The sequence below is a fragment of the Pseudarthrobacter sp. 01T43 genome, assembly GCF_056398665.1.
Genome location: NZ_JBFTPV010000031.1, coordinates 1 through 26,926 on the forward strand (window position 1 = coordinate 1; position 26,926 = coordinate 26,926).

Annotated in this window: 23 protein-coding genes; 5 read left to right on the forward strand and 18 right to left on the reverse strand. The window is 64.2% G+C overall.

Annotated features, from left to right (window positions below; genetic code table 11):
- Both AC1DIM_RS18325 and pgl read left to right on the forward strand, forming a co-directional pair.
- The coding region (locus AC1DIM_RS18325) for a glucose-6-phosphate dehydrogenase assembly protein OpcA (RefSeq protein WP_477711929.1) at window positions 1-684 on the forward strand (684 nt) is incomplete at its 5' end.
- A complete protein-coding gene (pgl, locus tag AC1DIM_RS18330) occupies window positions 674-1,492 on the forward strand; it encodes a 6-phosphogluconolactonase (protein WP_477711930.1) in 819 nt (272 codons plus the stop codon). The genes AC1DIM_RS18325 and pgl, both read left to right, overlap by 11 nt.
- Here the strand turns inward: pgl and AC1DIM_RS18335 are convergent.
- From AC1DIM_RS18335 to AC1DIM_RS18415, 17 genes are all read right to left on the reverse strand, one after another.
- Entirely contained in the window at window positions 1,445-1,840 is a 396-nt protein-coding gene (locus AC1DIM_RS18335; protein ID WP_477711931.1) for an RNA polymerase-binding protein RbpA, read from the reverse strand. The genes pgl and AC1DIM_RS18335 overlap by 48 nt on opposite strands.
- 121 nt (window positions 1,841-1,961) lie before the next feature.
- Complete coding sequence (secG, locus tag AC1DIM_RS18340; RefSeq protein WP_164199881.1) at window positions 1,962-2,219, reverse strand: preprotein translocase subunit SecG; 258 nt, start codon at window positions 2,217-2,219, stop codon at window positions 1,962-1,964.
- A gap of 50 nt (window positions 2,220-2,269) precedes the next feature.
- Window positions 2,270-3,085, reverse strand: coding sequence for a triose-phosphate isomerase (gene tpiA, locus AC1DIM_RS18345; protein WP_477711932.1), 816 nt, complete (start codon window positions 3,083-3,085; stop codon window positions 2,270-2,272).
- A gap of 85 nt (window positions 3,086-3,170) precedes the next feature.
- A complete protein-coding gene (locus AC1DIM_RS18350; RefSeq protein ID WP_477711933.1) occupies window positions 3,171-4,397 on the reverse strand; it encodes a phosphoglycerate kinase in 1,227 nt (408 codons plus the stop codon).
- Between the two features lie 10 nt (window positions 4,398-4,407).
- Window positions 4,408-5,418, reverse strand: coding sequence for a type I glyceraldehyde-3-phosphate dehydrogenase (gene gap, locus AC1DIM_RS18355; protein ID WP_477711934.1), 1,011 nt, complete (start codon window positions 5,416-5,418; stop codon window positions 4,408-4,410).
- 263 nt (window positions 5,419-5,681) lie between these two features.
- The gene (locus tag AC1DIM_RS18360) at window positions 5,682-6,308 is read right to left on the reverse strand and encodes a superoxide dismutase (RefSeq protein ID WP_190989009.1); all 627 of its coding nucleotides are present in this window, start codon (window positions 6,306-6,308) and stop codon (window positions 5,682-5,684) included.
- Between the two features lie 114 nt (window positions 6,309-6,422).
- Window positions 6,423-7,403: a DNA-binding protein WhiA gene (whiA, locus tag AC1DIM_RS18365; RefSeq protein ID WP_108597830.1), complete on the reverse strand. Its 981-nt coding sequence runs from the start codon at window positions 7,401-7,403 to the stop codon at window positions 6,423-6,425.
- Window positions 7,404-7,412: 9 nt separating this feature from the next.
- On the reverse strand, window positions 7,413-8,432 hold the full coding sequence (locus AC1DIM_RS18370) for a gluconeogenesis factor YvcK family protein (protein WP_477711935.1): 1,020 nt from the start codon (window positions 8,430-8,432) through the stop codon (window positions 7,413-7,415).
- Entirely contained in the window at window positions 8,432-9,355 is a 924-nt protein-coding gene (gene rapZ / locus AC1DIM_RS18375) for an RNase adapter RapZ (protein WP_477711936.1), read from the reverse strand. The genes AC1DIM_RS18370 and rapZ overlap by 1 nt, the downstream gene beginning before the upstream one ends.
- 71 nt (window positions 9,356-9,426) lie before the next feature.
- Window positions 9,427-11,433, reverse strand: a complete 2,007-nt coding sequence (gene uvrC, locus AC1DIM_RS18380; protein WP_477711937.1) for an excinuclease ABC subunit UvrC — start codon at window positions 11,431-11,433, stop codon at window positions 9,427-9,429.
- A 19-nt stretch (window positions 11,434-11,452) separates the two neighbouring features.
- A complete protein-coding gene (locus AC1DIM_RS18385) occupies window positions 11,453-12,121 on the reverse strand; it encodes a lysophospholipid acyltransferase family protein (protein ID WP_477711938.1) in 669 nt (222 codons plus the stop codon).
- Window positions 12,108-12,821 carry an HAD hydrolase-like protein gene (locus AC1DIM_RS18390; RefSeq protein ID WP_477711939.1) on the reverse strand — a complete coding sequence of 238 codons (714 nt, stop codon included), beginning with the start codon at window positions 12,819-12,821 and terminating at the stop codon, window positions 12,108-12,110. Before AC1DIM_RS18390 ends, AC1DIM_RS18385 begins: the two co-directional genes overlap by 14 nt.
- Before the next feature lie 78 nt (window positions 12,822-12,899).
- Window positions 12,900-15,827, reverse strand: a complete 2,928-nt coding sequence (gene uvrA / locus AC1DIM_RS18395; protein ID WP_477711940.1) for an excinuclease ABC subunit UvrA — start codon at window positions 15,825-15,827, stop codon at window positions 12,900-12,902.
- A gap of 46 nt (window positions 15,828-15,873) precedes the next feature.
- Window positions 15,874-16,254, reverse strand: coding sequence for a GntR family transcriptional regulator (locus AC1DIM_RS18400; RefSeq protein ID WP_477711941.1), 381 nt, complete (start codon window positions 16,252-16,254; stop codon window positions 15,874-15,876).
- Entirely contained in the window at window positions 16,251-17,960 is a 1,710-nt protein-coding gene (locus AC1DIM_RS18405; protein ID WP_477711947.1) for an ABC transporter ATP-binding protein, read from the reverse strand. Before AC1DIM_RS18405 ends, AC1DIM_RS18400 begins: the two co-directional genes overlap by 4 nt.
- A gap of 86 nt (window positions 17,961-18,046) precedes the next feature.
- Window positions 18,047-19,852 carry an ABC transporter ATP-binding protein gene (locus AC1DIM_RS18410; RefSeq protein WP_477711942.1) on the reverse strand — a complete coding sequence of 602 codons (1,806 nt, stop codon included), beginning with the start codon at window positions 19,850-19,852 and terminating at the stop codon, window positions 18,047-18,049.
- 122 nt (window positions 19,853-19,974) lie between these two features.
- The gene (locus AC1DIM_RS18415) at window positions 19,975-20,769 is read right to left on the reverse strand and encodes a trans-aconitate 2-methyltransferase (protein ID WP_477711943.1); all 795 of its coding nucleotides are present in this window, start codon (window positions 20,767-20,769) and stop codon (window positions 19,975-19,977) included.
- 97 nt (window positions 20,770-20,866) lie between these two features.
- Between AC1DIM_RS18415 and AC1DIM_RS18420 the strand changes: the two genes are divergently transcribed.
- From AC1DIM_RS18420 to AC1DIM_RS18430, 3 genes are all read left to right on the forward strand, one after another.
- Window positions 20,867-23,413: a DEAD/DEAH box helicase gene (locus tag AC1DIM_RS18420; protein WP_477711944.1), complete on the forward strand. Its 2,547-nt coding sequence runs from the start codon at window positions 20,867-20,869 to the stop codon at window positions 23,411-23,413.
- A gap of 150 nt (window positions 23,414-23,563) precedes the next feature.
- Window positions 23,564-24,064, forward strand: coding sequence for an N-acetyltransferase family protein (locus AC1DIM_RS18425; RefSeq protein WP_477711945.1), 501 nt, complete (start codon window positions 23,564-23,566; stop codon window positions 24,062-24,064).
- 79 nt (window positions 24,065-24,143) lie between these two features.
- On the forward strand, window positions 24,144-25,430 hold the full coding sequence (locus AC1DIM_RS18430; protein ID WP_477711948.1) for an alpha/beta fold hydrolase: 1,287 nt from the start codon (window positions 24,144-24,146) through the stop codon (window positions 25,428-25,430).
- A gap of 154 nt (window positions 25,431-25,584) precedes the next feature.
- On the opposite strand, the gene AC1DIM_RS18435 is transcribed toward AC1DIM_RS18430, so the two are convergent.
- Window positions 25,585-26,613: a TerC family protein gene (locus AC1DIM_RS18435; protein ID WP_477711946.1), complete on the reverse strand. Its 1,029-nt coding sequence runs from the start codon at window positions 26,611-26,613 to the stop codon at window positions 25,585-25,587.
- Between the last annotated feature and the right edge of the window lie 313 nt (window positions 26,614-26,926).

The following is a 26,926-nucleotide window of genomic DNA, read 5'->3' on the forward strand; positions in this document are numbered from 1 at the left end:
GGCGCCTCCGAAGTGATCGTGCTGCGCGGCTACGGGGAACTCGCCCACGAAAGTGAGTCCCTCGTCGCGGGCCTGCTCCTCCCGGACGCCCCGATCGTGGCCTGGTGGCCGCACGGGGCACCGGAAAACGCCTGTGAAACCTCCGTCGGGAAAATCGCGCACCGCCGGATCACCGACTCCGCGAACGAACCCGACCCCCAAACCGCGCTGGAAAACATCCGGGCCACCTACAAAGCAGGCGACACCGACCTCGCCTGGACCCGCCTGACGAACTGGCGGATCCAACTCGCCGCCGTCCTGGACCAGGCCGACCCGTCCCCCGTCACCGCAGTCACCGTCGAAGGCGCCTCCGACTCACCCTCCACCATCCTCCTGGCAGCCTGGCTCACCCTGGCCCTGGACACACCCGTCACGATCGTCGCGGACCCCGCCGGGACCGGCATCCGCCGCGTCCGCCTCACCCGCCCCGCCGGAGACATCCAGCTCTACCGCCCCGGCACCTCCCTCGCCGAACTCACCCAACCAGGCCAACCCGCCCAACGCATCTCCCTACCCCGACGCAGCCTCAAAGACTGCCTCGCCGAAGAACTCCGCCGCCTCGACCCCGACGAAATCTTCGGCGAAGTGATTACTATTGGACTGCCACGTACCAATCTAAGGAGCGTCCGACCCAGTGAGCGTTGAGCCAAGAGTTAGCATCCACCCTGATTCGTCCGTCCTGATGGCAGCCATCGCGGCCCGCTTGATCACCAAACTGGTGGATGTGCAGGACAAACATGGCGAGGCCACCGTGGTGCTGACCGGCGGCACAGTGGGCATCGGTACGCTGAAGGCCGTGGCGGACTCTCCCGCAGCGCCCGCCGTCGACTGGTCCAAGGTCAATTTTTGGTGGGGTGATGAGCGGTTTGTGGCATCTGATGATCCCGACCGGAACACCAGGCAGGCGTTCGATGCCCTGCTTTCCCACATCCCGGTTGATCCTGCCCGGATCAACCAGCCCGCGTCCACGGACAACTTTGGCACTCCAGAGGAAGCCGCGGAGGATTACGCGCGGCGGCTACGGGAGGCCGCCGCGGCCGAACACGCCGCAGACATGTCAGATGACCGGCCTGATGAAGCTGGGCAGCTCCCTAGGCTGGACGTGGTGTTGCTGGGTGTTGGCCCGGACGCCCACGTGGCCTCGTTGTTCCCTGAGCAGGGCGGAATCCGGGAAAAGGAACGGACGGTGGTGGGCGTACGTAACTCCCCCAAGCCGCCGCCGCAGCGGATTTCCCTCACCCTGCCCGCCATCAACACTGCCGCTGAGGTCTGGATGGTGGTGGCAGGGGAGGACAAGGCCGGGGCCGTTGGCCTGGCGTTGGCCGGTGCCAACCCAGTGCAGGTGCCCGCGGCAGGGCCTCGGGGAACGTCCCGTACCCTCTGGCTTATCGACGAAAACGCTGCCTCAAGGGTCCCGCAGCAGCTCGTCCGGAAGGACGCCGCTGGCGCGTAGTTTTTCGAGCGCTCCGGCCAGGACATCTTCGGCGTCCTGGTCGGAGCGCCGCTCTTTAACGTACTCAAGGTGGCTCTTGTAGCCCTCTTCGAGCTGTTCGTCCCGTGCAGCTTCCTGGCCGTCCCGCGACGCCGGGGCACCGCAGCGCCGGCAGTCCCAGCTGGCCGGGATCTGTTCGTCAGGCAGCCGGAGGAAAACGAGGTGGGTCTCATGGCCTTTGGCGCACCAATAGGTGATCCCGATCCGGGGTACCATTTCGCCCGAGGCTGCTTCGGACTGGTTCTTGGGACCGGTACCCTCTGTAACACCCACCCGGGTGCCCCGGAACGCTGACGCACTATGGACCATCGGGACTCCTGGCTGCTTAAACGACATTGTTTAAACGAAACTGTGGCTGTTGGAAACCAACAGCCACAGTCTAGTTCGGAGATTGCCGCGGCGGCAGTGCCGACCCGCGATCAGTTAGAGGCTAGGAGTCCCCTGCGCCGCTGAACCGCATCAACAGTCCCAGCGCGATGATCACGACGCCCCACGTGACGCCAAGGACCACGGTGAACCTGTTGAGGTTTCGCTCCGCTACGCCCGAGGAGCTCAGGCCGGAACTCATACCGCCGCCGAACATGTCAGACAGCCCGCCGCCCCGTCCCTTGTGAAGCAGGATAAGCAGTGTCAGCAGAAGGCTGGTGATGCCCAGGAGAATCTGCAGAATGACATGAAGAACGTCCACGACGGCCTTTCAGAAGATTGGAATTGCGGGAGCCTGGTGCTGCAGCCGGACTAGTCCGTCAGCAGGTGACTCTCGAACCTGACAATATTAGCAAACTCCGCGGGGTCCAGGCTGGCCCCGCCCACCAACACACCGTCAACGTCGCGTTCGTTCAGGATTGCAGCAACGTTGTTTGCCTTCACTGAACCGCCGTAGAGCAGACGGATTTTCGCGGCAACGTCGTCCCCGAAGATGGTGGCGAGTTCGGCGCGGATTGCTGCGCACATTTCCTGGGCGTCTTCCGGGCCCGCCACCTCCCCTGTGCCGATAGCCCAGACGGGCTCGTAGGCCACGACGAGCTCAGCGGCCTGTTCGGCGTTGAGACCGGCAACATCGGCACGCAGCTGGGTCAGGGTGTGCTCAACGTGTGTTCCGGCCTGGCGGATTTCCAGCCCTTCGCCAACACACAGGACCGGGGTAACCGAATGCTTGTACGCTGCCTTGACCTTGGCGTTCAGCACCTCGTCCGACTCGTTGTGGATGGTGCGGCGTTCGCTGTGCCCCACCAGCGCGTACCGGCACCCCAGCTTGTTCAGGAACTGGCCGGAGATGTCGCCGGTGTACGCGCCGGAGTCGAATTCGGACAGGTCCTGGCCACCATAGGCAATGTCCAGTTCGTCGCCCTGGACCAGGGTCTGCACGCCACGGAGGTCGGTGAAGGGCGGGAAGACCGCAACCTCCACACGGTTGTAGTCGTGCTTGGCGTCGGACAGCGTCCAGGCCAGTTTCTGCAGGAGGGTGATGCCCTGGACATGGTCCATGTTCATCTTCCAGTTGCCCGCAATGAGAGGCGTGCGGTCAAAAGCGCCGTTCGTAGACGTAGTCACGTATGCTCCAAAAGTCTTGGTATGTGTGCGGCCGGCAGGGTGCCCGCGGGCACCCTGCCGGCCGGAGGACTGGCAGCCCAGGTTCCTAGCGGTCCAGGACGCTCAGTCCCGGGAGTTCCTTGCCTTCAAGATATTCCAGGCTGGCGCCGCCGCCAGTGGAAATGTGGCCAAACTGGTCATCGGCGAAGCCCAGGGTCCGTACGGCTGCCGCCGAGTCTCCGCCGCCCACTACCGTGAAGGCCTCAGCTTCGGTCAGCGCCTTGGCTACGGCACGGGTTCCACTGGAGAAGGCTTCAAATTCGAAGACGCCCATGGGACCGTTCCAGAAGACCGTTTTGGCACTTTTGATCCGGTCTGCGAAGGCTGCCGCCGAGTCCGGGCCGATGTCCAGGCCAATACCCTGTGCCCCGAAGCTGCTGCCTTCGATGCCGTCCGCGGGGACAGTTTCGTGGTCTGCGTCGGCAGCGAACTTACTGGCCACCACAACATCGGTGGGCACGATGAATTCCGTGCCGGCGTCCGCTGCCCGCTTGAGGTAGTCCTGGACGACCGGGATCTGGTCCTCTTCCAGGAGGCTGCCGGCCACGCTGTGGCCCTCTGCCGCAAGGAACGTGAACAGCATGCCGCCGCCCACCAGGATGGTATCGGCCTTGCCGATGAGGTTGTCGATGACTGCCAGCTTGTCGGAAACCTTCGAACCGCCGAGCACAACGACGTAAGGACGCTGCGTGTCAGCCGTCAGCTTCCGCAGGACCTCCACCTCGGTGTGCACCAGATCGCCTTGGTAGGACGGCAGCCGCGTGGCGACGTCGTAAACGCTGGCGTGCTTGCGGTGCACCGCACCGAAGGCGTCGTCAACGTACGCACCGTTGTCACCGGTCAGTGCCACCAGCTCGTCCGCGAAGGCGCCGCGTTCGGCGTCGTCCTTGCTGGTTTCGCGGGCGTCGAACCGGACGTTCTCCAGGACAAGCACTTGGCCGTCGGCCAGGGAGGCGGCCAACGCTTTGGCGGACTCGCCCACCGTGTCACCGGCAAGGGTGACACTGAAGGGGGCGAGCTCAGCCAGCCGCGACACGGCAGGCTTCAGGGAGTATTTTTCGTCCGGAGCGCCCTTGGGGCGTCCGAGGTGGGCTGTTACCAGCACGCGGGCACCGGCGTCCGTGAGCTTCGTCAGCACTGGCAGTGAGGCCTTGATACGGCCGTCGTCAGTCACTGTAGAGCCGTCGAGCGGCACATTCAGGTCACTTCGAACCAGAATGTACCGCCCGCGGACACCTTCAGCGATCAGTTCGTTGAGGGTGTGGAATGTCATGTGTCTAACCCTAGCCCAGCTTGGCTGCGACAAGCTCCGTCAGGTCCACGAGGCGGTTGGAGTAGCCCCATTCGTTGTCATACCAGGAAACAACCTTGACCTGGTTGCCGATGACCTTGGTCAGACCGGAGTCAAAGATGGACGACGCCGGGTCCCCCACGATATCGGAGGAGACGATCGGCTCGTCCGTGTAGGTCAGGAAGCCCTGGAGCGCCTCGGATTCGGACGCCTTCTTCAGTGCTGCGTTGACTTCATCAACGGTGGTCTCGCGGGAGACGGTGACGGTGAGGTCGGTGGCGGAACCGGTGGGGACCGGTACGCGGATAGCGTAGCCGTCCAGCTTGCCCTTGAGTTCCGGCAGGACCAGGCCGATTGCCTTGGCGGCACCCGTGGAGGTTGGGACCATGTTGATGGCCGCGGCGCGGGCGCGCCGGAGGTCCTTGTGCGGGCCGTCCTGGAGGTTCTGGTCGGCGGTGTAGGCGTGGATGGTGGTCATCAGGCCACGCTCGATGCCGAACTCGTCGTTGATCACCTTGGCCAGCGGGCCCAGGCAGTTAGTGGTGCAGGAAGCGTTGGAGATGATGTGGTGCGCGGCGGAGTCGTAAAGGTTGTCGTTGACTCCCATCACGATGGTGATGTCCTCGTCCGAGGCGGGGGCGGAGATCAGGACCTTCTTGGCGCCGGCGTCGATGTGCTTCTGCGCGTCGGCGGCCTTGGTGAAGAAGCCGGTGGACTCGATGACGATGTCTACGCCGAGTTCGCCCCAGGGAAGCTTGGCGGGATCGCGCTCTGCGAGGACCTTGACCACATTGCCGTTAACGACGATGTTGCCGTCCTTGACCTCGATGGTTTCCTTCAGGCGGCCGCCTACGGAGTCGTACTTGAACAGGTGGGCCAGGGCCTCAGGGCTGGTGAGGTCGTTGACTGCCACGATCTCAAGGTCCGCGCCCTGTGCGAGGGCTGCGCGGAAGTAGTTGCGGCCGATGCGGCCGAAGCCGTTGATACCAATACGGGTCGTCACTTTTTCAGTCTCCTTGGTGCTTGATGAAGCACAACTAGTTGAGCGGGCGTTGAAGCCTACTAACAGATCCCGCACGCCATTGGGCAGAGATAATTAACAGAACGGAGGGCGACCAGCCACGTTGCTGAAGGCTGACCGCCTTCCGTGATCCATCTTACGTTTAACTAGGTCCGCCCCCGCAAGTGCGGGGGCGGACCTTCCACAATCCAGCCGAAATCACGCCGAAATGTGAAGTTTGTTACACGCGCATGTACCGCGCATCACTACGGCAGGGTGATGAGACCCGTGGCGTTGGTGCGTGCGGCGTCGAAGCGCTTGGCGACGTCGGCCCAGTTGACGATGTTCCAGAAGGCCTTGACGTAGTCAGCCTTGACGTTGACATAGTCCAGGTAGAAGGCGTGCTCCCACATGTCGAGCATGAGCAACGGCGTGGTGCCGAGTGCTACGTTGCCCTGCTGGTCGTAAAGCTGCTCGATGACCAGGTTGCCGCCGATGGGCTCGTAGGCCAGGAAGCCCCAACCCGATCCCTGCAGGCCGAGGGCGGCTGCGGAGAACTGGGCACGGAAGGCGTCAAAGGAGCCGAACGCGTCGTCGATGGCTGCGGCCAGTTCGCCTTCAGGCTTGTCGCCGCCGTCCGGGGACAGGTTCTTCCAGAACACCGAGTGGTTGACGTGGCCGCCGGTGTGGAACGCGAGGTCCTTGGACAGGCGGTTGATGTTGGCGAAGTCGCCCTTGTCGCGTGCTTCGGCCAGCTGCTTCAGCGCATTGTTGGCGCCCGCAACGTAGGTTGCGTGGTGCTTGCTGTGGTGCAACTCCATGATTCGCGCCGAAATGTGCGGCTCAAGTGCAGCGTAGTCGTAGTCAAGTTCGGGCAGTACGTACTCGGTCACAAAATCCTCCAATATCGTGGACGGGTTCGTCCGTTTTTGCTAACTCTCGGATTGTGCATCCGGATGACTGGCATCCGGAAGAATTGGGGTAAACGCTCTGATTCTAGGCGGCAGTTACTCGTCGAGCATTTCGGGCGTCACATTGGCGTCCGTGCCTGGGATGCCGAGGTCGATGGCACGTTTGTCGGCCATGGCCAGAAGCCGGCGGATGCGGCCGGCGATGGCGTCCTTGGTCATCACAGGATCGGCCAGGCGCCCCAGCTCATCCAGGCTGGCCTGCTTGTGGGCCACCCTGAGTTCGCCGGCGTATTTGAGGTGGTCCGGGACGTCGTCGCCGAGGATTTCCAGGGCACGGTCCACCCGGGCGCCGGCCGCCACGGCTGCCTGCGCGGAGCGGCGCAGGTTGGCGTCGTCAAAGTTGGCGAGTCGGTTCGCGGTGGCGCGGACCTCCTTGCGCATCCGGCGTTCCTCCCAGACCATCAGCGCGTCGTGGGCGCCCATGCGGGTGAGCAAGGCAGCGATGGTATCGCCGTCGCGGATCACTACGCGGTCCACTCCCCTCACTTCGCGCGCCTTGGCCTGGATGCCAAGGCGGCGGGCCGCACCGACAAGGGCCAAAGCTGATTCGGGGCCCGGGCAGGTGACTTCCATGGACGACGAACGCCCTGGCTCGGTGAGGGAACCGTGGGCCAGGAAAGCACCGCGCCACACGGCCTCCGCATCGGCTGCGGAACCGTTGACAACGGCTGACGGCAGGCCCCGCACCGGACGCCCACGGCCGTCCAGGAGTCCGGTCTGCCGGGCCAGTGATTCACCGTCCCGGACTACCCGCACCACGTAGCGGCTGCCGCGGCGCAGGCCCCCGCCGGACACCACGATGATCTCACTCTGGTGGCCGTAAACCTCGGCGATGGCTGCACGCAGGCGGCGGGCAGTGGATGCGAGGTCCACTTCCGCCTCGATCACGATCCGGCCGGAGATGATGTGCAGCCCGCCGGCGAACCGGAGCATCGCTGAAACCTCAGCCTTGCGAACCGAAGATTTCTTGATGTCCAGCCGGGACAGTTCTTCCTTGACTGATGATGTCAGTGCCATGGCACCTTCCTAACTGTTCCCAAAAATGTCGTGGTACGCCGCTGCCAGACGCAAAGGGTCATGGACGGGCCGGCGGCCCGACGCCCCCACTTTACCCAAGACAACCTCGGCGCCGATCATCSCGGCAGCTTTCTCGAATTCCTGCCGGTCCGGCACCGACGCGGGATCGGCCAGGACGACGTCGACGCTGAAGTCCGGCGCGTACCGGCGCAGGGCGTGGAGGTGGTCGGCCGCCGTCATGCCGGTGGTCTCTTTGGTGTCGGTGGCCAGGTTCATGGTCAGGCAGCGTTTGGCCGCCGTTGCACTGAGGGCGTCGCGCATTTCCGGGAGCAGCAGGTGCGGGAGCACGGAGGTGTACCAGGACCCCGGACCCAGGATGATCCAGTCGGCCAGTTCAATGGCCGTAAGCGCCTCGGTGCATGCAGGCGCCTGTTCGGGCAGGAGCCTGACGTGCTCGAGTGATCCGGCCACAGCGCAGCGCGCCTGCCCGCGGACCGTTTGCAGGACCGATTCGCCGTTGGGTGAGGTAACCCGGATGTCGCCTTCGATGGTGAGCGGCACGGTGGACATCGGCAGGACCTGCCCTCGCGCGCCCAGCAGTGCGCCGGCCCACTTGAGGCCCGCTACGGCGTCGCCGAGCAGTTCCCAGAGGGTGACAATGAGGAGGTTGCCGGTGGCGTGGTCATCGAGGGACCCGCCGCTGCCTTTCCCGGGCCGGAAGCGGTGCTGCATCACGTCGCGCCAGGTCCGGCCCCAGTCGGTGTCGTCACACAACGCGGACAGCGCCATGCGCAGGTCTCCGGGCGGGAGGACGCCGTACTCTTCGCGCAGACGCCCGGACGACCCGCCGTCGTCCGCCACTGTGACTATGGCGGTCAGTTCGGTGGTGAGCAGCCGCAGGGCCGACAGCGATGCTGACAGGCCGTGGCCGCCGCCGAGCGCCACCACGTTGGGACCCTTGTCCTGCTGGCCGCCTGCCGTACCGCTGGAAAGCGGTATCAACGGCAGCGGCCCGGTAAGCATCCCCATTACTCGCGGCCCAGGTCCCGGTGGGTTGTGGTGACCGTTACACGGGGATACTGCGCAAGTTTCTTGGAAAGCTCGACGGCGACCGCCACCGAACGGTGCTTGCCGCCGGTGCAGCCCACGGCGATGGTGGCGTAGTGCTTGTTTTCGCGTCGGTACCCGTCCAGGACCGGCTCCAGCGCCAGCACATAACGGTCCACGAAATTCTTGACACCCTCGGCTTCCAGGACGTAATCGCTGACGTCCTTGTCCAGGCCGGTGTGGGGGCGCAGCTGCGGCACCCAGTGCGGATTCGGGATGAAACGCGCGTCGGCGACGAAGTTGGAGTCAACCGGCAGGCCGTACTTAAAACCGAAGCTCATCACATTGAGCCGGAGGGCCACCGGCCCGGTCTCGCTGAAGAGTTCAGTAACGGCGGTCGCCAGGCCGTGGACGTTGTAATCGGAGGTATCCAGAACGACGTCGGAGCTTTCCCGCAGCTCCTTCAGCACCTCACGCTCGGCTGCTATGCCGTCGAGGATCCGGCCGCCTTCCTGGAGGGGATGGGGCCTGCGGCCCTGCTCGAAACGGCGGACCAGGACGTCGTCGTTGGCGTCCAGGAACAAGACCCGGAACGTGACCCCGCTGGCCGCCAGGGCGCCCAGCGTTGTCCGCATGTCGGCGAAGAGGCCTTTGCTGCGCACATCCATCACCACGGCCAGGCGCGGAATGGACTGCGGCGCGTGGGACACCAGTTCGGCGAGGGTGCCCAGCATCTGTGGCGGCAGGTTCTCTACGACGTACCAGCCGTGGTCCTCCAACGCGTCTGCGGCGGTGCTGCGCCCCGCCCCGGACATGCCTGTGACCACCAGCAGTTCCGCTTCGAGAGGCTTGATCGGCGTCAGGCCGTCCTGCCCCGTCCCGGATTCCGCCGTTGAATCTGCCATTCGTTCCGCCCCGTTCCTGTCGTGATCCAGCATGCAACCGCGATGGCGGAAACCTGCGTTTCTTACCCTACCTAGGTTTCAATGATTTCGCCGGTGGTCATGTTGATGGCAGGAACCGTCCCGCCGGCAGTTTCGTCGGCATTGAAGTGGGACACGATGGCGCTGGCCAGCGACGGCCCGATCCCCTTGGCGGCTGTGAGCTCAGCCGCGGTGGCTGACTTGACGCCCTTGATGGAGCCGAAGTGGGCCACCAGGGCCTTGCGCTTGGACTCCCCCAGGCCCGGCACCCCATCCAAGGCCGAGAGGGTCATGGCCTTGCCGCGCTTCTGCCGGTGGAAGGTGATGGCGAAGCGGTGCGCTTCGTCACGGATCCGCTGCAACAGGTAGAGGCCCTGCGACGTCCGCGGCAGGATCACCGGGAAGTCGCTGTCCGGAAGCCAGACTTCTTCGAGCCGTTTGGCCAGGCCCACCACGTAAACATCGTCGATGCCGAGCTCCGCCAGGGCCCGGGACGCCGCGTTCACCTGGGGCTGGCCGCCATCGACCACCACCAGGTTCGGCGGGTAGGCGAACTTAGCCCGCGGGGCGGCAGTGGTGGTGTCAAGGACCGCAGCATCAGCCGCCGCCTCCAGTGCCGCCTGGTGCCCCGTGAGCGCCGCCGCCTCAACCTGAGCCGACTTGTCCTGCACGTAATAGCGGAACCGCCGGGTCAGGACATCGTGCATGGCTGCGGTGTCGTCGGCCGCCGCAGCCCCGGTGACGGAGAATTTGCGGTAGTCGGACTTTTTGGGAAGGCCGTCTTCGACCACCACCATGGAGGCCACCACGTTGGTGCCCTGGACGTGGGAGACGTCATAACACTCAATCCGCAGCAGCGGCACGGGGAGATCCAAGGCTTCCTGCAGCTCCTGGAGTGCCTGCGAACGGACTGTCAGGTCGCCCGCGCGGCGGGTCTTGTGGAGTTTCAGGGCATGCTCGGCATTCTCGCGGACGGTGGACATCAGCGCAGCTTTGTCGCCGCGCTGCGGCACCCTGACGTCCACCTTGGCTCCCCGGAGGCCGCCCAGCCATTCGGTCAGCTCGGCCGCGTTGCTGGGCGCAACCGGGACAAGGACTTCGCGCGGCAGCCTGCCGTGGCTGTCACTGTCCTCGCCGTAAACCTGCTGGAGCAGGTGCTCCACCAGGTCGGGAGTGGTGGAGTCTTCCACTTTTTCGACCACCCAGCCCCGCTGGCCGCGGACCCGGCCGCCCCTGACGTGGAAGACCTGGACTGCGGCCTCAAGCTCGTCCTCGTGCAGTGCGAAGACATCGGCGTCGGTGTCTTCGGCAAGCACTACGGCGTTGCGCTCAAAGACTTTCCGTAAGGCCGAGATGTCGTCGCGGAGCCTCGCCGCACGCTCATAGTCAAGAGTGGACACTGCTTCGGCCATTTGTTTTTCGAGTTTCGAGATGAAGCGCTTGGCTTCGCCGCCCATGAAGGCACAGAAGTCCTCTGCCAGGACACGGTGTTCCTCCGGTGTCACGCGGCCGACGCAGGGGGCGGAGCATTTGTCGATGTAACCCAGGAGGCAGGGCCGGCCGCTGGCCTGGGCCCGTTTGAGCACCCCGGCGCTGCAGCTGCGGACGGGGAAGACGCGCAGGAGTGTGTCCATGGTTTCCCTGATGGCTCCGGCGGTATAGGGGCCGAAGTACCGGGTGCCCTTGCGACGGTCCCCCCGCATCACCTGGACCCTGGGGAGCTTCTCGCTCATGGTCAGGGCCAGGTAGGGATAGGTTTTGTCGTCGCGGAAAACGACGTTGAAGCGAGGCTTGAATTCCTTGATCCAGGTGTATTCAAGCTGCAGGGACTCCAGCTCGCTGCCCACCACGGTCCACTCCACGCTGCTGGCCGCGTGGACCATGGCATGGGTTTTCGGCAGCAGGCCTGCCGGGTTCGCGAAATATGAGTTCAGGCGGGCCCGGAGGTTCTTTGCCTTGCCGACGTAGATGACCCGGCCATGGGGATCGCGGAACCGGTACACCCCGGGGTTGGTGGGAATTTCACCCGTCTGGGGCCTGTAAGTTGCTGGATCTGCCACTACTTCAGTCTACTGATCCTTAGTCCGTGGCCTTGCTCTGGTTGTAGCTGGTGGACCGTTCCTGGCCGCTGAGTTCGGCGATGGCGTCCATGATCCGGTCCGTCACCTGCCGGCGTGCCGGCAGGGAATGGTCGGGGCCGGTCTTGTCGAAGTACAGCGGTTCACCAACCTTCATGGTGAAATGATGCGGCTTGAAGCCCTTCTCACCGGCCGGCTGCAGGTTCTCCGTCCCGATCAGCCCAACGGGGATCACGGGAGCTCCGGTTGCCAGGGCAAGCCAGCCCACGCCGGTGCGGCCGCGGTAGAGAATACCGTCCCGCGACCGTGTGCCTTCAGGGTAGATGCCGATGCCCTTGCCTGCCTCCAGGATGTCCATGAGGGTTTTGAGCGCCTGGACGCTTGCCGCCTGTTCGCCGCGCTCCACGGGGATGGAGCCCACAGACTCGAAGAACGACTTCATGACCTTCCCCTTCACGCCGCCGGTGGTGAAGTACTCGGCTTTGGCGAAGAAGGCCACCGGCCGTGGCATCAGCGCCTGGACTATGACGCTGTCAAAGAAGGAAAGGTGGTTCGGGGCCACAATGAAGGGCCCCTCTTTGGGAACATTTTCGAGGCCGACGACGGTGGGCCGGCAGGTGCCCGAGACGAGCCCGCGAAATGTCCAGCGGACCGCCTCAAACAACGCCATCGTTGCGCACCTCACTCATCGCAGCACCGTGGATGGCTTCGAGCCGTTCGATGGCAGCGACCATGTCAACAGTGTTTTCCACAACCGTGACGGCACCGGCTACTGCCAGTTCACCGTCCGGCGCGAAGCCCCAACCCACGCCGATGCAGTCAAGCCCGTTCGCGATGGCGCCGGCCACATCCTGGGCCCGGTCCCCCACCATCACGGCGTGGTGGGTGGACAAGTCAGCCAGGGCGGCAGCGATGATGTCAGCTTTCCCGACCGGACCGTCTGTGGCGGACTCATCATCCGCGGATCCCCTGATCGTCTGGAAGAGGCCGGCGATGCCGTGGTGCTGCAGCACAATCTGCGCCAGTCCCTCGGGCTTCTGGGTTGCGACCGCCACGGGCCTGCCCGCTTCGGCGAATCCCTCCAGCACAGCCTTAATCCCGGGGTACAGCCGGCTCTGCGCGATGCCCGTGGCCAAGTAATGCTGCCGGTACAGCCGGATGACGCGGTCCAGCTTGTCCGCCGGCACCATGGCAACACTGAGGAGCGAATCGCTCAGTTTAGGACCGATCATCGCGGCCAGCAGGTCGGGCTCGGGAACCGGGAGGCCGGAGGCCACCAGGGCCGCTGCGATGCCGTCGGTTATTCCGCCTGCCGGATCGACAAGAGTGCCGTCCAGGTCAAAGATCACGGGCACTGTTGTTTGAGTCACCGGCTTAGTTTCTCACGACACCACGCATGGCAGAAACTCGCATGCCCGACACGGCATACATGCTTGCCGACCAAACCCTTAGGCCAAAATCTCCGCGAGGAACGAGGCAGTGTAGCTCGTGGTCGATTTCGCCACCTGTTCAGGCGTACCCGTAGCGACCACCTGACCGCCGCCCGAGCCGCCGTCCGGGCCAAGATCCACGATCCAGTCCGCACTCTTGATGACGTCCAGGTTGTGCTCGATGGTGATGACGGTGTTCCCCTTGTCCACGAGGCCCTGCAGCACCATCAGGAGCTTCCGGATGTCCTCGAAGTGCAGGCCCGTGGTGGGTTCGTCGAGCACGTACACGCTGCGGCCATTGGAGCGCTTCTGCAGTTCAGCGGCCAGCTTGACGCGCTGGGCCTCACCGCCTGACAGTGTGGTGGCAGGCTGTCCGAGGCGGACGTACCCCAGGCCAACGTCCACCAGGGTGTTCAGGTGCCGGGCGATGGGCGAGAAGGCCGCAAAAAACTCCGCCCCTTCCTCAATGGGCATGTTCAGGACGTCAGCGATGGTTTTGCCCTTGTAGTGGACCTCCAAGGTTTCCCGGTTATACCTGGCACCATGGCACACTTCGCACGGCACATAAACATCCGGCAGGAAGTTCATCTCGATCTTGAGCGTGCCATCACCCGCGCACGCTTCGCAGCGCCCGCCCTTGACGTTGAACGAGAACCGGCCCGGCAGGTAACCACGGACCTTCGCCTCGGTGGTCTCCGCGAACAGCTTGCGGATGTTGTCAAATACCCCGGTGTACGTTGCCGGGTTGGACCGGGGGGTGCGACCGATCGGGCTCTGGTCCACGTGGACCACCTTGTCCAGGTGCTCCAGCCCCTGGATGCTCTTGTGGCGTCCGGCAACCTGCTTGGCGCCGTTGAGCTTGTTCGCAAGTACCTTGTACAGGATCTCGTTGACCAGCGTGGACTTGCCGGAGCCGCTGACGCCGGTTACCGCCGTAAAGAGCCCCAGCGGGAATGCCGCGTCAACGTTGACCAGGTTGTTTTCACGCGCGCCGACAACCTTGAGCTCGCGCTTTTTGTCGTACTTGCGCCGCTTTTTGGGAACTTCGATTTTCTTGCGGCCGGACAGGTAATCGCCGGTCAGTGAGTTGGTGTTCTCGAGAAGCTCTTTGTAGGAACCCGAATGCACCACCTGGCCGCCGTGTTCGCCGGCGCCGGGACCGATGTCCACGATCCAGTCAGCCACATGGATGGTGTCTTCGTCGTGTTCCACCACAATGAGGGTGTTTCCCATGTCCCGCAGCCGGGTCAGGGTTTCGATGAGCCGGCGGTTGTCCCGCTGGTGGAGGCCGATGGAGGGCTCATCCAGGACGTAGAGGACCCCCACCAGGCCGGAACCGATCTGCGTGGCGAGCCGGATGCGCTGGGCTTCGCCGCCGGACAGCGTAGCGGAGGGCCGCTCGAGGTTGAGGTATTCGAGCCCGACATCGAGGAGGAAGGTCAGCCGGGCCTGGATTTCCTTGAGCACCTGATGGGCGATCTGGGCTTCCCGGCCGGTCAGGACCAGGTTGTTCAGGAAGTCAGCGCATACCCGCATGGGCATGGCGGCGACGTCGGCAATGGACTTGCCGTTGATCAGTACGGACAGGGAGGCAGGGTTCAACCGTGCGCCGTTGCAGGCCGGGCAAGGGATCTGCCGCATGTACTCTTCGTAGCGGTCACGTGCCCACTCGGAATCCGTTTCACCGTGCTTCCGGTGGACATACTGGATGGCACCTTCGAAGCCGGTGCTGTATTTCCGTTCACGTCCGAACCGGTTTTTGTACTGCACCACCACCTTATGGTCCTTGCCGTGCAGGACGGTCTGGCGGATGTCCTTGCCCAGCTTCTCCCACGGCGTGACCATGGAGAAGCCCAGTTCCTTGGCAAGCCCTTCAAGCAGTCGGTTCCAATACTCAGTGGTTGCCGTTCCAAGGGACCAGGGCGCGATGGCGCCTTCAGCCAGAGACAGCTCCGGGTTGGGGACGATCAGTTCCTCATCCACCTCCAGCCGCGTGCCGATACCGCTGCAGGCCGCGCAGGCACCGAACGGATTGTTGAAGGAGAACGAGCGCGGCTCGATCTCGTCGATGGCCAGGGGGTGTTCGTTGGGGCAGGCAAGGTTCTCCGAAAAGGCCCGAAGCCTGCCAGGGGCGTCCGCATCTACGTCCACGAACTCCGCCAGGACGCGTCCCTCGGCAAGGCCCAGCGCCGTCTCGACCGAGTCGGTGAGGCGTTGGCTGATTCCTTCCTTGACTACTAACCGGTCAACCACCACTTCGATGGTGTGTTTGAACTGCTTCCCGAGTTTGGGCGGCTCGCTGAGCTGGATGAGCTCACCGTCCACGCGGGCGCGGGAGTAGCCCTTGGCAGTCAGTTCCTTGAAGAGGTCGACGAATTCGCCTTTGCGTCCCCTGACTACCGGCGCCAGGACCTGAAACCGGGTGCCGTCTTCAAGCTCGAGCAGCTGGTCCACAATCTGCTGCGGCGTCTGCCTGGCGACGACCTCACCACAGACGGGGCAGTGCGGCCGTCCGACGCGCGCCCACAGCAAGCGCATGTAGTCGTAAATTTCGGTGATGGTACCCACCGTGGAGCGGGGGTTCTTGCTCGTGGACTTCTGGTCGATGGATACGGCCGGCGAGAGTCCCTCGATGAAGTCGACGTCCGGCTTGTCTACCTGGCCCAGGAACTGGCGGGCGTAGGCCGACAGTGACTCAACGTAGCGCCGCTGGCCCTCGGCAAAGATAGTGTCGAATGCCAGGGATGATTTCCCGGATCCGGACAGCCCTGTGAAGACGATCATGGCGTCGCGGGGCAGGTCCAGGTCCACGTTCCGCAGGTTATGCTCCCGCGCCCCCTTGACTACCAGTCGGGAAAGGTCAGGACGGGCAGGCGTGGCTGCGCCCTGGGCAATGGTGACGGGGACGGATTCGACTGCTGATTCTTCAGCTACAGCTTTAGGCACCCACTAATGCTAATCGAAAACTTCTTCGAATATCCATGCGGGCTGGTCAGTGGGCGTCGTAGGCGGCCGCCAGTAGCTTGACGGCTTCCGCAAACGTGGCCCCCTGGGCCCTCGCCACCGACGCATAAGTGCCGGCGGCAACAAAGAGCGCATCCGCCCGCTCATCACGCGCCCTGACGACGGTGCCGTTCCTGCCCTTGGTGGACACTACCCCGGCGGCCTCTAGCTCCTTATATGCGCGCGCCACCGTGTGCGGGGCCACGTCAAGCAGTTCCGCGAGGGCACGGACCGCGGGGAGCTTGGTACCGGGTGGCAGGTCACCGCCGTCCGCGAGCCGGAGCACCTGCAGCCGCAGCTGCTCAAAGAGTGCCACGGTGCTGGCCTGGTTGGGCTTCCAGGTTCCGGGGAACGCGGCCGAGGCAGTCATCGTCCTGCCTCCAGTGTTCCTGCCCGGCCGGCGAACTGGGCCTTGTAGAGCCTTGAGTAGTGGCCGTTGGCAGCCAGCAGGTTCTGGTGGGTACCTTGCTCTGCGATGCGTCCATGATCCATGACCAAGATTAGATCAGCGTCCCGGACCGTAGACAAACGGTGGGCTATGACGAAACTTGTTTTGCCCCGCCGCAACCTCTGCATGGCCTGGCGGATCATGACCTCGATCCGCGAATCGACTGAACTGGTGGCCTCATCGAGGATCAGCACCCCACGGTCGGCGAGCTGTGCCCGGGCAATCGCAATGAGTTGGCGTTGCCCGTGGCTCAGAGGCTCGCCGCCGCTGTCCAGCACGGAGTCATACCCGGCCGGCATCGACCGCACAAAATGGTCCAGGTGGCTGGCCTCCGCGGCAGCGGTCACCTCAGCGTCCGTGGCACCGGGCCGGCCGTACTCGATATTCTCCCTGATGGTGCCGGCAAACAGCCAGGCATCCTGGAGCACTACCCCGAAACCCTCACGCAGGGTATCCCGCGGAATGGCGGCAATGTCGGTTCCGCCGATGGTGATCCGTCCGGCGTCAGGTTCGTAGAACCGCATGAGGAGATTCACAATAGTGGTCTTGCCTGCGCCGGTATGCCCGACGATGGCCACGGTCTGTCCCGGTTCCACCGTGAATGAAAGGTCCCGGATGACGGGTTCCTGCGCGTAGCCAAAGGTGATGTGGTCGAAAACGATCCGTCCGCCCAGGCTGGCGCGTTGGCCGGTTAGTGCTGGCTCAGCAGGAATTTCCTTGGCATCAAGGAGCTCGAAGACACGGTGCGCCGACGCCGCACAGGACTGGATGACGTTCAGCATTCCGCCGATCTGGCTTACGGGCTGCGTAAACAACCGGCTGAACTGGATGAAAGCCAGGATTCCGCCGATGGTCATGGCACCGAGAGTGACTTGGAACGCGCCCACCACTGCAACTGCAATATAAGTCAGGTTGGAAATCAGGATCATCAGGGGCTGGACAAGCCCCGAAGAATACTCGGCAAGGGCGGAGGCCCGGGCCAGGCGGTCGTTGCTCGTCCGGAAGACCGCCGCTGCCTGGTCCTGGTGTCCGAAGGCCATGATGACCTCGTGGCCGGTGATGAATTCCTCCACGTGCGCATTCAGGGCGCCGGTTTCGGTCCACTGGCTCGCGAAATGCGCTTGGGATTTTCGGGCCACCAGAACCGTTATCAGGGTGGACAGCGGCACAGAGACGAGTGCAATCAGTGCCAGCAGGGGAGATATCCAGAGCATCATGGCCAGCGCACCGGACAACATCAGAACTGAGATGATCAGTTGGGTCAGGACCTGGCTCAGCGACTGCGCGATGTTATCGATGTCGTTGGTGACCCGGCTCAGGACGTCGCCGCGGGACTTCTCCTGAAAGTAGGTGGAGGGAAGCCGGTGCAGCTTTTCCTCCACGGCCGCCCGGAGGCTGTACATCAGGCCCTGGACCGAGCCCGCGGTCAGCTTTCCCTGGATCCAGTTGAAAAGGGAAGCCCCGGCATACATTAAGGCGATGACCGCCAGCAAACGTCCCAGCCGCTCCTGCTCGAACACCCCGCTATAAACCCCGTCGACCACAATATCCGTGGCGTCACCGAGGTAGTTCGGCGCCGCCACGTTCAGGCCGGCGAAGGCGCAGGCGGCTGCCACGGCACCACGCATCCGCCACCTGAACGGGTGCAGCAGGCCGAGCAATCGGCGGGCCGCCGGCCAGAACGCTTTGCCTGCTCCTCCTGGGAGCGGTTCGGTCACTGCAGGCTCTCCAGCGCCAATTGGGACGCCGCGATTTCCCGGTAGGTCGTGGAGGACTCCAGCAATTCAAGGTGGGTTCCCTGCGCCACCAGCCGGCCGTCGTCGAGCACCAATATCCGGTCCGCACCCGCGACGGTCGAGATCCGTTCTGCCACCACGATCACCACGGCATCAGCCAAGCTGTCCGCGAGGGCGTCCCTCAGCCGGTTCTCCGTGCCGAAATCGAGCGCGGAAAAGCTGTCGTCAAAAAGGTAGATCGGCGCCCGCCGGACCAGGGCGCGGGCGATGCAGATACGTTGGCGCTGGCCGCCGGAGAGGTTCGTTCCGCCTTGGCCGACTTCAGTGGCCATCCCGAGGGGCAACTCCCGGACGAACCCTGCGGCCTGGGCCGTTTCCAGCGCCTTCCAGAGGTGGCTGTCGCTTGCCTCCGGGTCGGCGATCCGCAGGTTGTGGGCGATGGTCCCGCTGAAGAGATATGACCGCTGCGGGACGACAGCCATGGCCCGGCGGAGGACGTCCAACGGGACTGCGCGGATGTTCGCGCCGCCGACGGTGATGGTTCCGGCGGTCGTGTCAAGGAACCGGGGCAGCAGGCCGAGAAGCGTTGATTTGCCGCTGCCGGTTGAGCCGATAACGGCAACGGTGGTGCCAGGACTTGCCGTGAAGCTGATGTTTTGGAGCACCGGACTCTCGGCGCCGGGATAGGCGAACCGGACATCAGTGAAGGTGATACCGCCTTTGCCGAAGGCACCCCAGCCGCCCGTGGCGCGGTCCCCGGGGCCGTCCGCGGCGGCCCCGGCGTCGTTGACGGACGGTTGGGCGTTAAGCACCGCGTTGAGCCGCTCTGCGCACGCCGCGGCACGCGGTGCGACAGTCAGCACGTACATGGCCATCATGATGGCGAGGAGAATCTGCATGATGTACGCGATGAAGGCTGTGAGGGCCCCGATGTTCATTTCGCCCGAATACACCCGGCGTCCGCCGAACCACACCACGGCCACCGATGACAGGTTCACCACGATCATAATCAGCGGCAGCATTGCGGCAATGAGCAGTGCCGACTGCAGGTTGTTTCCCGTCAGGCTTGTGTTTGCCCGGGCAAACCGGCGGGTTTCATGTCCCTGCCTGACAAAGGAACGGATGACGTTGGCACCGATAATCTGCTCACGCAGGATCTGCCCGGTACCGTCCAGCAACTCCTGGCCTCCACGGTAGAGGGGCACCAGGCGCCGGACGATGAGGTACATGATGAGCAGGAGCATGGGCACGATGATGATGACAATGCTCGAAAGCACTATGTCCTGCTGCCAGGCAAGGTACACGCCGCCCACGGCCATGACCGGTGCCGCCACCAGCATGGTAAACACCAGGACCGCGAATGACTGGACCTGCTGGGTGTCGTTGGTTGCCCTGGTGACGAGGCTTTGGGTGCCAAAGGCCGCCACCTCCTGGGAAGAAAGGGACTGAATCTTGGTGAAAACCTCAGCCCTCAACTGTTGTCCCAGCGCCATAGCCACCACGGCACCGAGGTAGCCGGCGCCCACGGCGGCCACCGCCTGGACAGCAGCCACCAAGGCCATATCGATGCCTAGCCGGAAGATTACGGGGGTGTTCCCGGCCACGATGCCGTCATCGATGATGCCGGCGTTGATGGTGGGCAGGAGCAGCATGCCTGCGGTCTGCACCAGCTGCAGGGCGATGATGGCGGCAACCCGGCCCTTATGGTCCGCCAGCAACCTCATTAATAAGGCGAAAAGCACTGCACCTCCTGGATTGGTGGGGAGGCTGGGGTTATGGGGCATCCGATGAGGTTGCAGCTGATGACCATCCCAACAAGCCCCTTCTTCATCGTCACCTGGCGTCGAATTTTACTAGTGGTCACATGGCTATACGGGCCTTGTAAAGAACATCGATCGAATGGAGTTTAGGCGGTAAGTTGCTTTTGCGCTACGGCAAAGGTCCGCCGGAACGGAAAAACCGTGCCGTGGGGAGTTTCCGGGTAGGCAACCCGCAGCGCGGCAGCATATTCGGCTTCAAAAGCCCGTCCCTCCTCAACTGACAGGACCGCCAGCACCGGCCGCAGGGCCGTGCCGCGCACCCACTCAAGCACCGGCTCCGGTCCGGAGAGGACCTGCAGATAGGTGGTTTCCCAGGCGTCTGCGCTACAGCCCGCGTCCAGCATGATGCGGAGATAGTCGTCCGGCTCCCCCACCGATTCCCCGCCGCGCAGCACACCCTCCAGGAAGGGCCGCCAGCGTGCCGTGCCGGCCAGCTCCCGCATCAGCGAGTGGGACGGGGCGTTGAAGTTTCCGGGCACTTGCATGCCAAACCACGCCCCGGGCCTCAGCACCGCCAGCCACCGCCCCAGCATTTCCTGGTGCCCGGGCACCCACCGCAGCGCAGCGTTGGTGACCACCACGTCGGTTTCGGCCGAGGGCATCCAGTGGGCGATATCAGCCAGTTCAAAAGTCAGGCCGGACTGCCCTTCGGCCTGAATGACGGCCTTGGCGGCCTTGGCCAGCATCTCGGCTGACGAATCCAGCCCCACGACTTGTGCGTCCGGCCATCGCTGGGCGAGGGTGGCAGTCAGGGTGCCGGGACCGCAGCCAAGATCCACCACCTGGCGGGGCCGCTCGGAATGGATCCGTCCGGTGAGGTCAAAAAACGGCCTGTCGCGGTAGTCGCCGAACTGGACGTACTTCAGGGGATCCCACTTCATGTTCGTCTCCATGATCTGTGCTGCCTGTCACTACCCGCGAGCCTAACGCCGTCCGGCCCGGATATCGGGCACCTGAGGGGCACTAAGCTGGAAATCAATGAAACTCGTTGACCAGCTGTCTGTCCTGTCCGCCTCGAGCCGCCCGGGCGCAGGCATCGACCCGGACGCGCTCTACACCCGGTTCCTTGAGTGGACCCAAAGCCGTGGCCTGGAGCTGTACGCGGCCCAGGACGAGGCCATGATGGAGCTGGCCACCGGGGCCAACGTCATTCTCGCGACGCCCACGGGGTCGGGTAAATCGCTGGTCGCCATCGCTGCGCATTTCCAGGCGATGGCGCGGGGGCAGCGCAGCTACTACACGGCCCCGATTAAAGCCCTGGTCTCCGAGAAGTTCTTTGCCCTGTGTGACATCTTCGGCGCGGAAAACGTCGGCATGATCACCGGCGATTCAGGCGTCAACCAGGACGCGCCCATTATCTGCTGCACGGCGGAAATCCTCGCGAACATCGCCCTGCGGGAAGGCGAGAGCGCGGACCTCGGCTCGGTGGTCATGGATGAATTCCATTTCTACTCTGACCCGCAGCGTGGCTGGGCATGGCAGGTCCCCCTGTTGGAACTGCCCCAGGCCCAGTTCCTCCTGATGTCCGCCACGCTGGGTGACGTCAGCCGTTTTGAGCAGGGAATCACCGAGCTCACGGGCCGCCCCACCACCACCGTCAGTTCGGCCGAGCGCCCCATTCCGCTGCATTACTACTACCACGAGACGCCGGTCCACGAGACACTTGAGGAGTTGCTCTCCACGCGCCAGGTGCCGGTTTATGTGGTGCATTTCAGCCAGATCGAGGCCATTGACCGGGCCCAGACGCTGATGAGCATCAACGTCTGCACGCGTGAGGAGAAGGACAAGATCGCGGAACTGATCGCGAACTTCCGGTTCGCCGCCGGGTTCGGCAAAACCCTCAACCGTCTTGTCCGGCACGGCATCGGCGTCCATCATGCCGGCATGCTGCCGAAGTACCGGCGGCTGGTGGAACAGCTCGCCCAAGCTGGCCTGCTGAAGGTGATCTGCGGAACAGACACGCTCGGGGTGGGTATCAATGTGCCCATCCGTACTGTCCTGCTCACCGCCCTGAGCAAGTACGACGGCGTACGCACCCGGCTGCTCAACTCCAGGGAGTTCCACCAGATTGCCGGCAGGGCCGGGCGCGCCGGGTACGACACCGCAGGGACGGTGGTGGTCCAGGCGCCGGAGCACGTGACCGAGAACGTGAAGGCCATGGCGAAGGCCACCGCCAAGTTCGGCGATGACCAGAAGAAACTCCGCCAGGTAGTCAAAAAGAAGCCGCCCGAAGGGTTTGTCTCTTGGGGCGAACCAACGTTCAAGCGGCTCGTCGAGTCCGTGCCCGATCCACTGAGCTCGAGCTTCAGCGTGACGCACTCGATGCTGATGAACCTGATGGAGCGGCCGGGTGACCCCTTCGCCGCGGCACGCCGGCTGCTGACGGAGAACCACGAGTCACGGTCCTCGCAGCTGCGGCTGATGAAACGCGCCCTGGGAATATACCGCGAGCTCCTCGCCGCCGAGGTGGTGGAACGCATTCCCGCTGCCGAGCAGGGCGCAGACGGCAGGACAGTCCGGCTGACCGTCCACCTGCAGGCCAACTTTGCGCTGAACCAGCCGCTCTCGCCGTTTGCGCTGGCTGCGCTGGAACTGCTTGACCCGGATTCGCCGTCGTATGCCCTGGACGTGGTATCCGTGATCGAATCGACCCTTGAAAAACCCCGGCAGATCCTCTCCGCCCAGCAGAAGAAGGCCCGCGGCGAAGCCATCGCGGCGATGAAGGCAGACGGAATCGAGTACGACCAGCGAATGGCAATGCTGGAGGAGGTTACCTACCCGCAGCCGCTCGCCGAAATGCTGGGCGAAGCGTTCGAGGTCTATCGCAAGGCAGCGCCGTGGGTGGGCGACTTTGAACTGGCGCCCAAGTCGGTGGTTCGGGACATGTACGAACGTGCCATGAACTTCGGCGAGTTCGTCCAGTTCTACGGCCTGGCCCGTTCCGAAGGCATCGTGCTTCGCTACCTTGCGGACTGCTTCAAGGCGCTGCGCCAGACGGTCCCGCAGGACATGCTGCGGGAGGATCTTGAGGATCTCATCGCCTGGCTGGGCGAACTGGTGCGGCAGGTGGATTCGAGCCTCCTGGACGAATGGGAGGAGCTGACCTCCGGCGCGGCACCCACCCCGCACGATGCTCCCCCTCCCCCGCCGCCGTCGCTCACGTCCAACATCCGGGCCTTCCGCGTGATGGTCCGCAACGAAATGTTCCGCCGCGTGGAACTGTTCGCCGACGAGGACGCGGCCGCCCTGGGCGAGCTCGACGCCGGCGCGGGCTGGGATTCCGAGCGGTGGGAAGACGTCCTGGACGACTATTTTGACGAACACAACGACATCGGCACCGGGCCGGACGCCCGCGGCCCCGGGCTGCTCATCATTACCGAGGAACCAGGGCTGTGGAAGGTCCGGCAGATCTTCGACGATCCGGCACGCAACCATGACTGGGGCATCTCGGCCGAGGTGGACCTGGCGGAGTCGGACGCATCCGGAACCGCCGTGGTCCGGGTCACCGACGTCAACCGGCTTTAGGTGCCCGCGCCGTGGAGTCCGTCCCCGACCTGACAGCGAGCCTGCGGGCTCTGGACGCCGTGAGGGCCCAGCCCGCGGCACAGTCGGACGGACCACGGCAATGGTGGCACGGCGGCACGCTGTTCAACAGACCCCTTGTAAACTCGACCCATGAGTGTAATCCGCCCCGCCACCCGGCAAGACATCCCCGCCATCCTGCAGATGATCCATGAACTGGCCATCTACGAGAAGGAACCCCACGCAGTCCAGAACACGCCGGAGATGCTGGCCCGGGCCCTGTTCGGAGAGAATCCCCGAGTGTTCGCGACCATGGCTGAAAGCGCCGGGGGCGAGGTCCAGGGGTTCGCGCTCTGGTTCCTGAACTACTCCACGTGGGAGGGCGTCCATGGCATCTACCTGGAGGACCTCTACGTCAGCCCGCACGCGCGTGGCGAAGGCCACGGCAAGGCGCTCCTGAAGCACCTGGCCGCCACCGCCGTCGAAAACGGCTACGCCCGGGTGGAATGGAGCGTCCTGGACTGGAACGAACCGTCCATCAACTTCTACCGGAGCCTCGGCGCCCGCCCCATGGACGGCTGGTCCACGTTCCGGCTGACCGGGGACGCGCTCGAGAGCTTCGGCGCCAGCGTGCAGGCAGCGGCACGTGCCTGAGCAGACCGCATCCGCCGGAACCATACACACAGCGCCTCCGGTCCGTCATACAGTCAAGGCCCGCCACGAATTCCGGGGCATGCGCACCGCCGAGCACTACTTCACCGTGCCGCTGAACCACTTCGCGGCTGCACCGGGTGACGGCGGCGCAGGGCCGGAGACCATCACCGTCTTTGCCCGGGAGTACGTCTCCTCGGACCACTCCAATGCTGAGGCCGAAGACCTCCCCTGGTTGCTCTTCCTCCAGGGCGGCCCGGGCGGCCGCGGGAACAGGCTGGCTTCGCTGGGCGGCTGGAGCAAGGCAGCCGCCCGGGACTTCCGGATCCTCATGCTGGACCAGCGCGGCACCGGCCTTTCCTCACCCATCGACCGGAACTCCCTGCCGGCACGGGGAACAGCCGCGGCGCAGGCTGCTTATCTGGAACATTTTCGTGCAGACTCAATCGTGGCCGATGCGGAGTTCATCCGTGCGGCACTCGGCTCCGGCCCTTGGAGCATCTACGGACAAAGCTATGGCGGATTCTGCGCGCTCACGTACCTTTCCTTTGCCCCGGAAGGTGTCAAGGAAGCCCTCATCACCGGCGGCCTGGCGCCGCTGGACGGACATGCCGACGACGTCTACCGCGCCACCTTCGGGCGCGTCGCGGCGCGTAACACCGAATACTTCGAGTGGTATCCGGAGGACCGCCTGACCGTCGAACGGATCGCCGCCCACCTGCGCCAAGCCGAAGAGTTCCTGCCCGACGGCGGCAGGCTGACCGTGGAACGCTTCCAGATGGTGGGCGCTTTCCTCGGCGGGAACACCCGCGTGGACGGCCTGCACTATCTCCTCGAGGGAGCCTTCACTGACACGCCGGACGGACCCCGCCTGTCCGATACGTTCCTGGAGCAGGTGCAGGGAATAGTGTCGCGCCGGAGCAATCCGCTCTACGCCCTGATGCACGAGTCCATCTACGGCCAGGACCAAGCCACCAGCTGGGCCGCGTGGCGTATTTTGGGCGAGTATCCGGAATTTCGCCCGGACGCGGAGCCGCTGCTGCTGACCGGCGAGATGGTGTACCCGTGGTACTTCGAGCAGGACGCGGCGCTGGAACCACTGCGGGAGGTGGCCCATCTCCTCGCCGCCAAGCCTGACTGGAAGCCGCTCTACGACCGCCGGCGCCTGGCCGCCAACAGCGTGCCAACGGCCGCGGCCGTCTACCGCGACGACATTTACGTCGACCGCGTTCTGTCGCTGGAAACCGCTGGCGCCGTGCGGGGCCTCCAGGTCTGGGAGACGGCGGAGTTCCACCATGACGGCATATCCGACGACGGCGAGGCTATTTTCAGCCGCCTCCTGGGAATGGTGCGCCCAACCGGCAGCTGACCTGCCAGGGCGACCCCCAGGGTCATGACGTTGGCCATTGCCCCGGCCCGTGCGTCGTATCCCGAGAGTTCCACGGCAAGGATCGAACCAACGCCAGCAGTCCCGGCCGCTGGGCGACCGGGACTGCTGTGACATGCGGGATTGAGCGGAAGGCCTACTCGGAGTCGCTGAGGCTCTTCCGGGCGTCTTCCTCCAGGCGGGGGTCCAGCTGGGCCGTATCAGCCTTGGAGCTCATGAGGCTGGCGATGACGGCGACGATGATGGTGCCGACAATAACGGCCAGGGAGACAAACGTGGGGATCTCCGGAGCCCATTCGATGTGCCCGCCACCGTTGATGAACTGCAGTTCGTTCACGTGCATCGCGTGCAGTACCAGCTTCACACCGATGAACGCCAGGATGAAGGACAGTGCATGCTTCAGGTAGATGAGGCGGTTCATCAGGCCGCCGAGCAGGAAGTAGAGCTGGCGTAGGCCCATCAGGGCGAACAGGTTCGCAGTGAACACAATGAACGGGCTCTGAGTGAGGCCGAAGATCGCGGGAATGGAGTCCACTGCGAAGAGGAGATCGGTCAGTCCGATGGTGATGAACACGACCAGCATGGGGGTGAAGACTTTCTTGCCGTCCACCGTGGTGCGCAGTTTGCCTTCGTCGAACTTCTCCGACATGGGGATGATTTTGCGGATCTGGGCGATGAGAGGGTTTTCCTTGTCCTCCTCGTCCTCGCCGTCATCCTGGGCCTGCTTCCACGCGGTCCAGAGCAGGAACGCACCAAAGATGTAGAAGACCCAGCTGAACTGCTCGATCACGATGGCGCCGAGGAGGATGAAGATACCGCGCAGGATCAGCGCGATGATGATGCCCACCATCAGGACTTCCTGCTGGTATTTCCGCGGTACGGAGAACCGGGCCATGATGATGATGAAGACAAACAGGTTGTCGATGCTGAGGCTGTATTCGGTGACCCAGCCGGCCACGAACTGCCCACCGTGTTCAGGGCCGGTGAAGGCGAACATGGCGCCGGCGAACACCATGGCCAGGCTGACGTAGAAGGCCACCCAGAGGCCGGCTTCCTTCATGGACGGTTCATGGGGACGCCGGACAACGAGGAGAAGGTCCAGGAGAACAATCAGGCCAAGGACGACAAGGGAGCCGACCTCAAACCATACGGGTAAATCGAGCACGGGTAGCCTTTCGCAGGGCACAGAGAAACGGTGTAAGTCTCTCCGGCCGGCCTGCGCACTTGGTGCTGAATTGGCGACCCGCTACGCCCGGCGAGGCAACTATGCCTGGCGTGTTGACGATCGTAGCACTTGGGATACTCCCCTACGTGACGTTAACTGTACCGCAGCTGATATGAGTTGAGTTAGTCCTTCCCAAACACCTCCGGAGATGTCAGGACGGGATGTATCAGATTCCCTTGGGGGCCCGGGCGGAATGATCCGCGGGCCCTCCCGATACCTTCGGAGGTGTTTGTTATGTCTGTTCAGGCCTCTG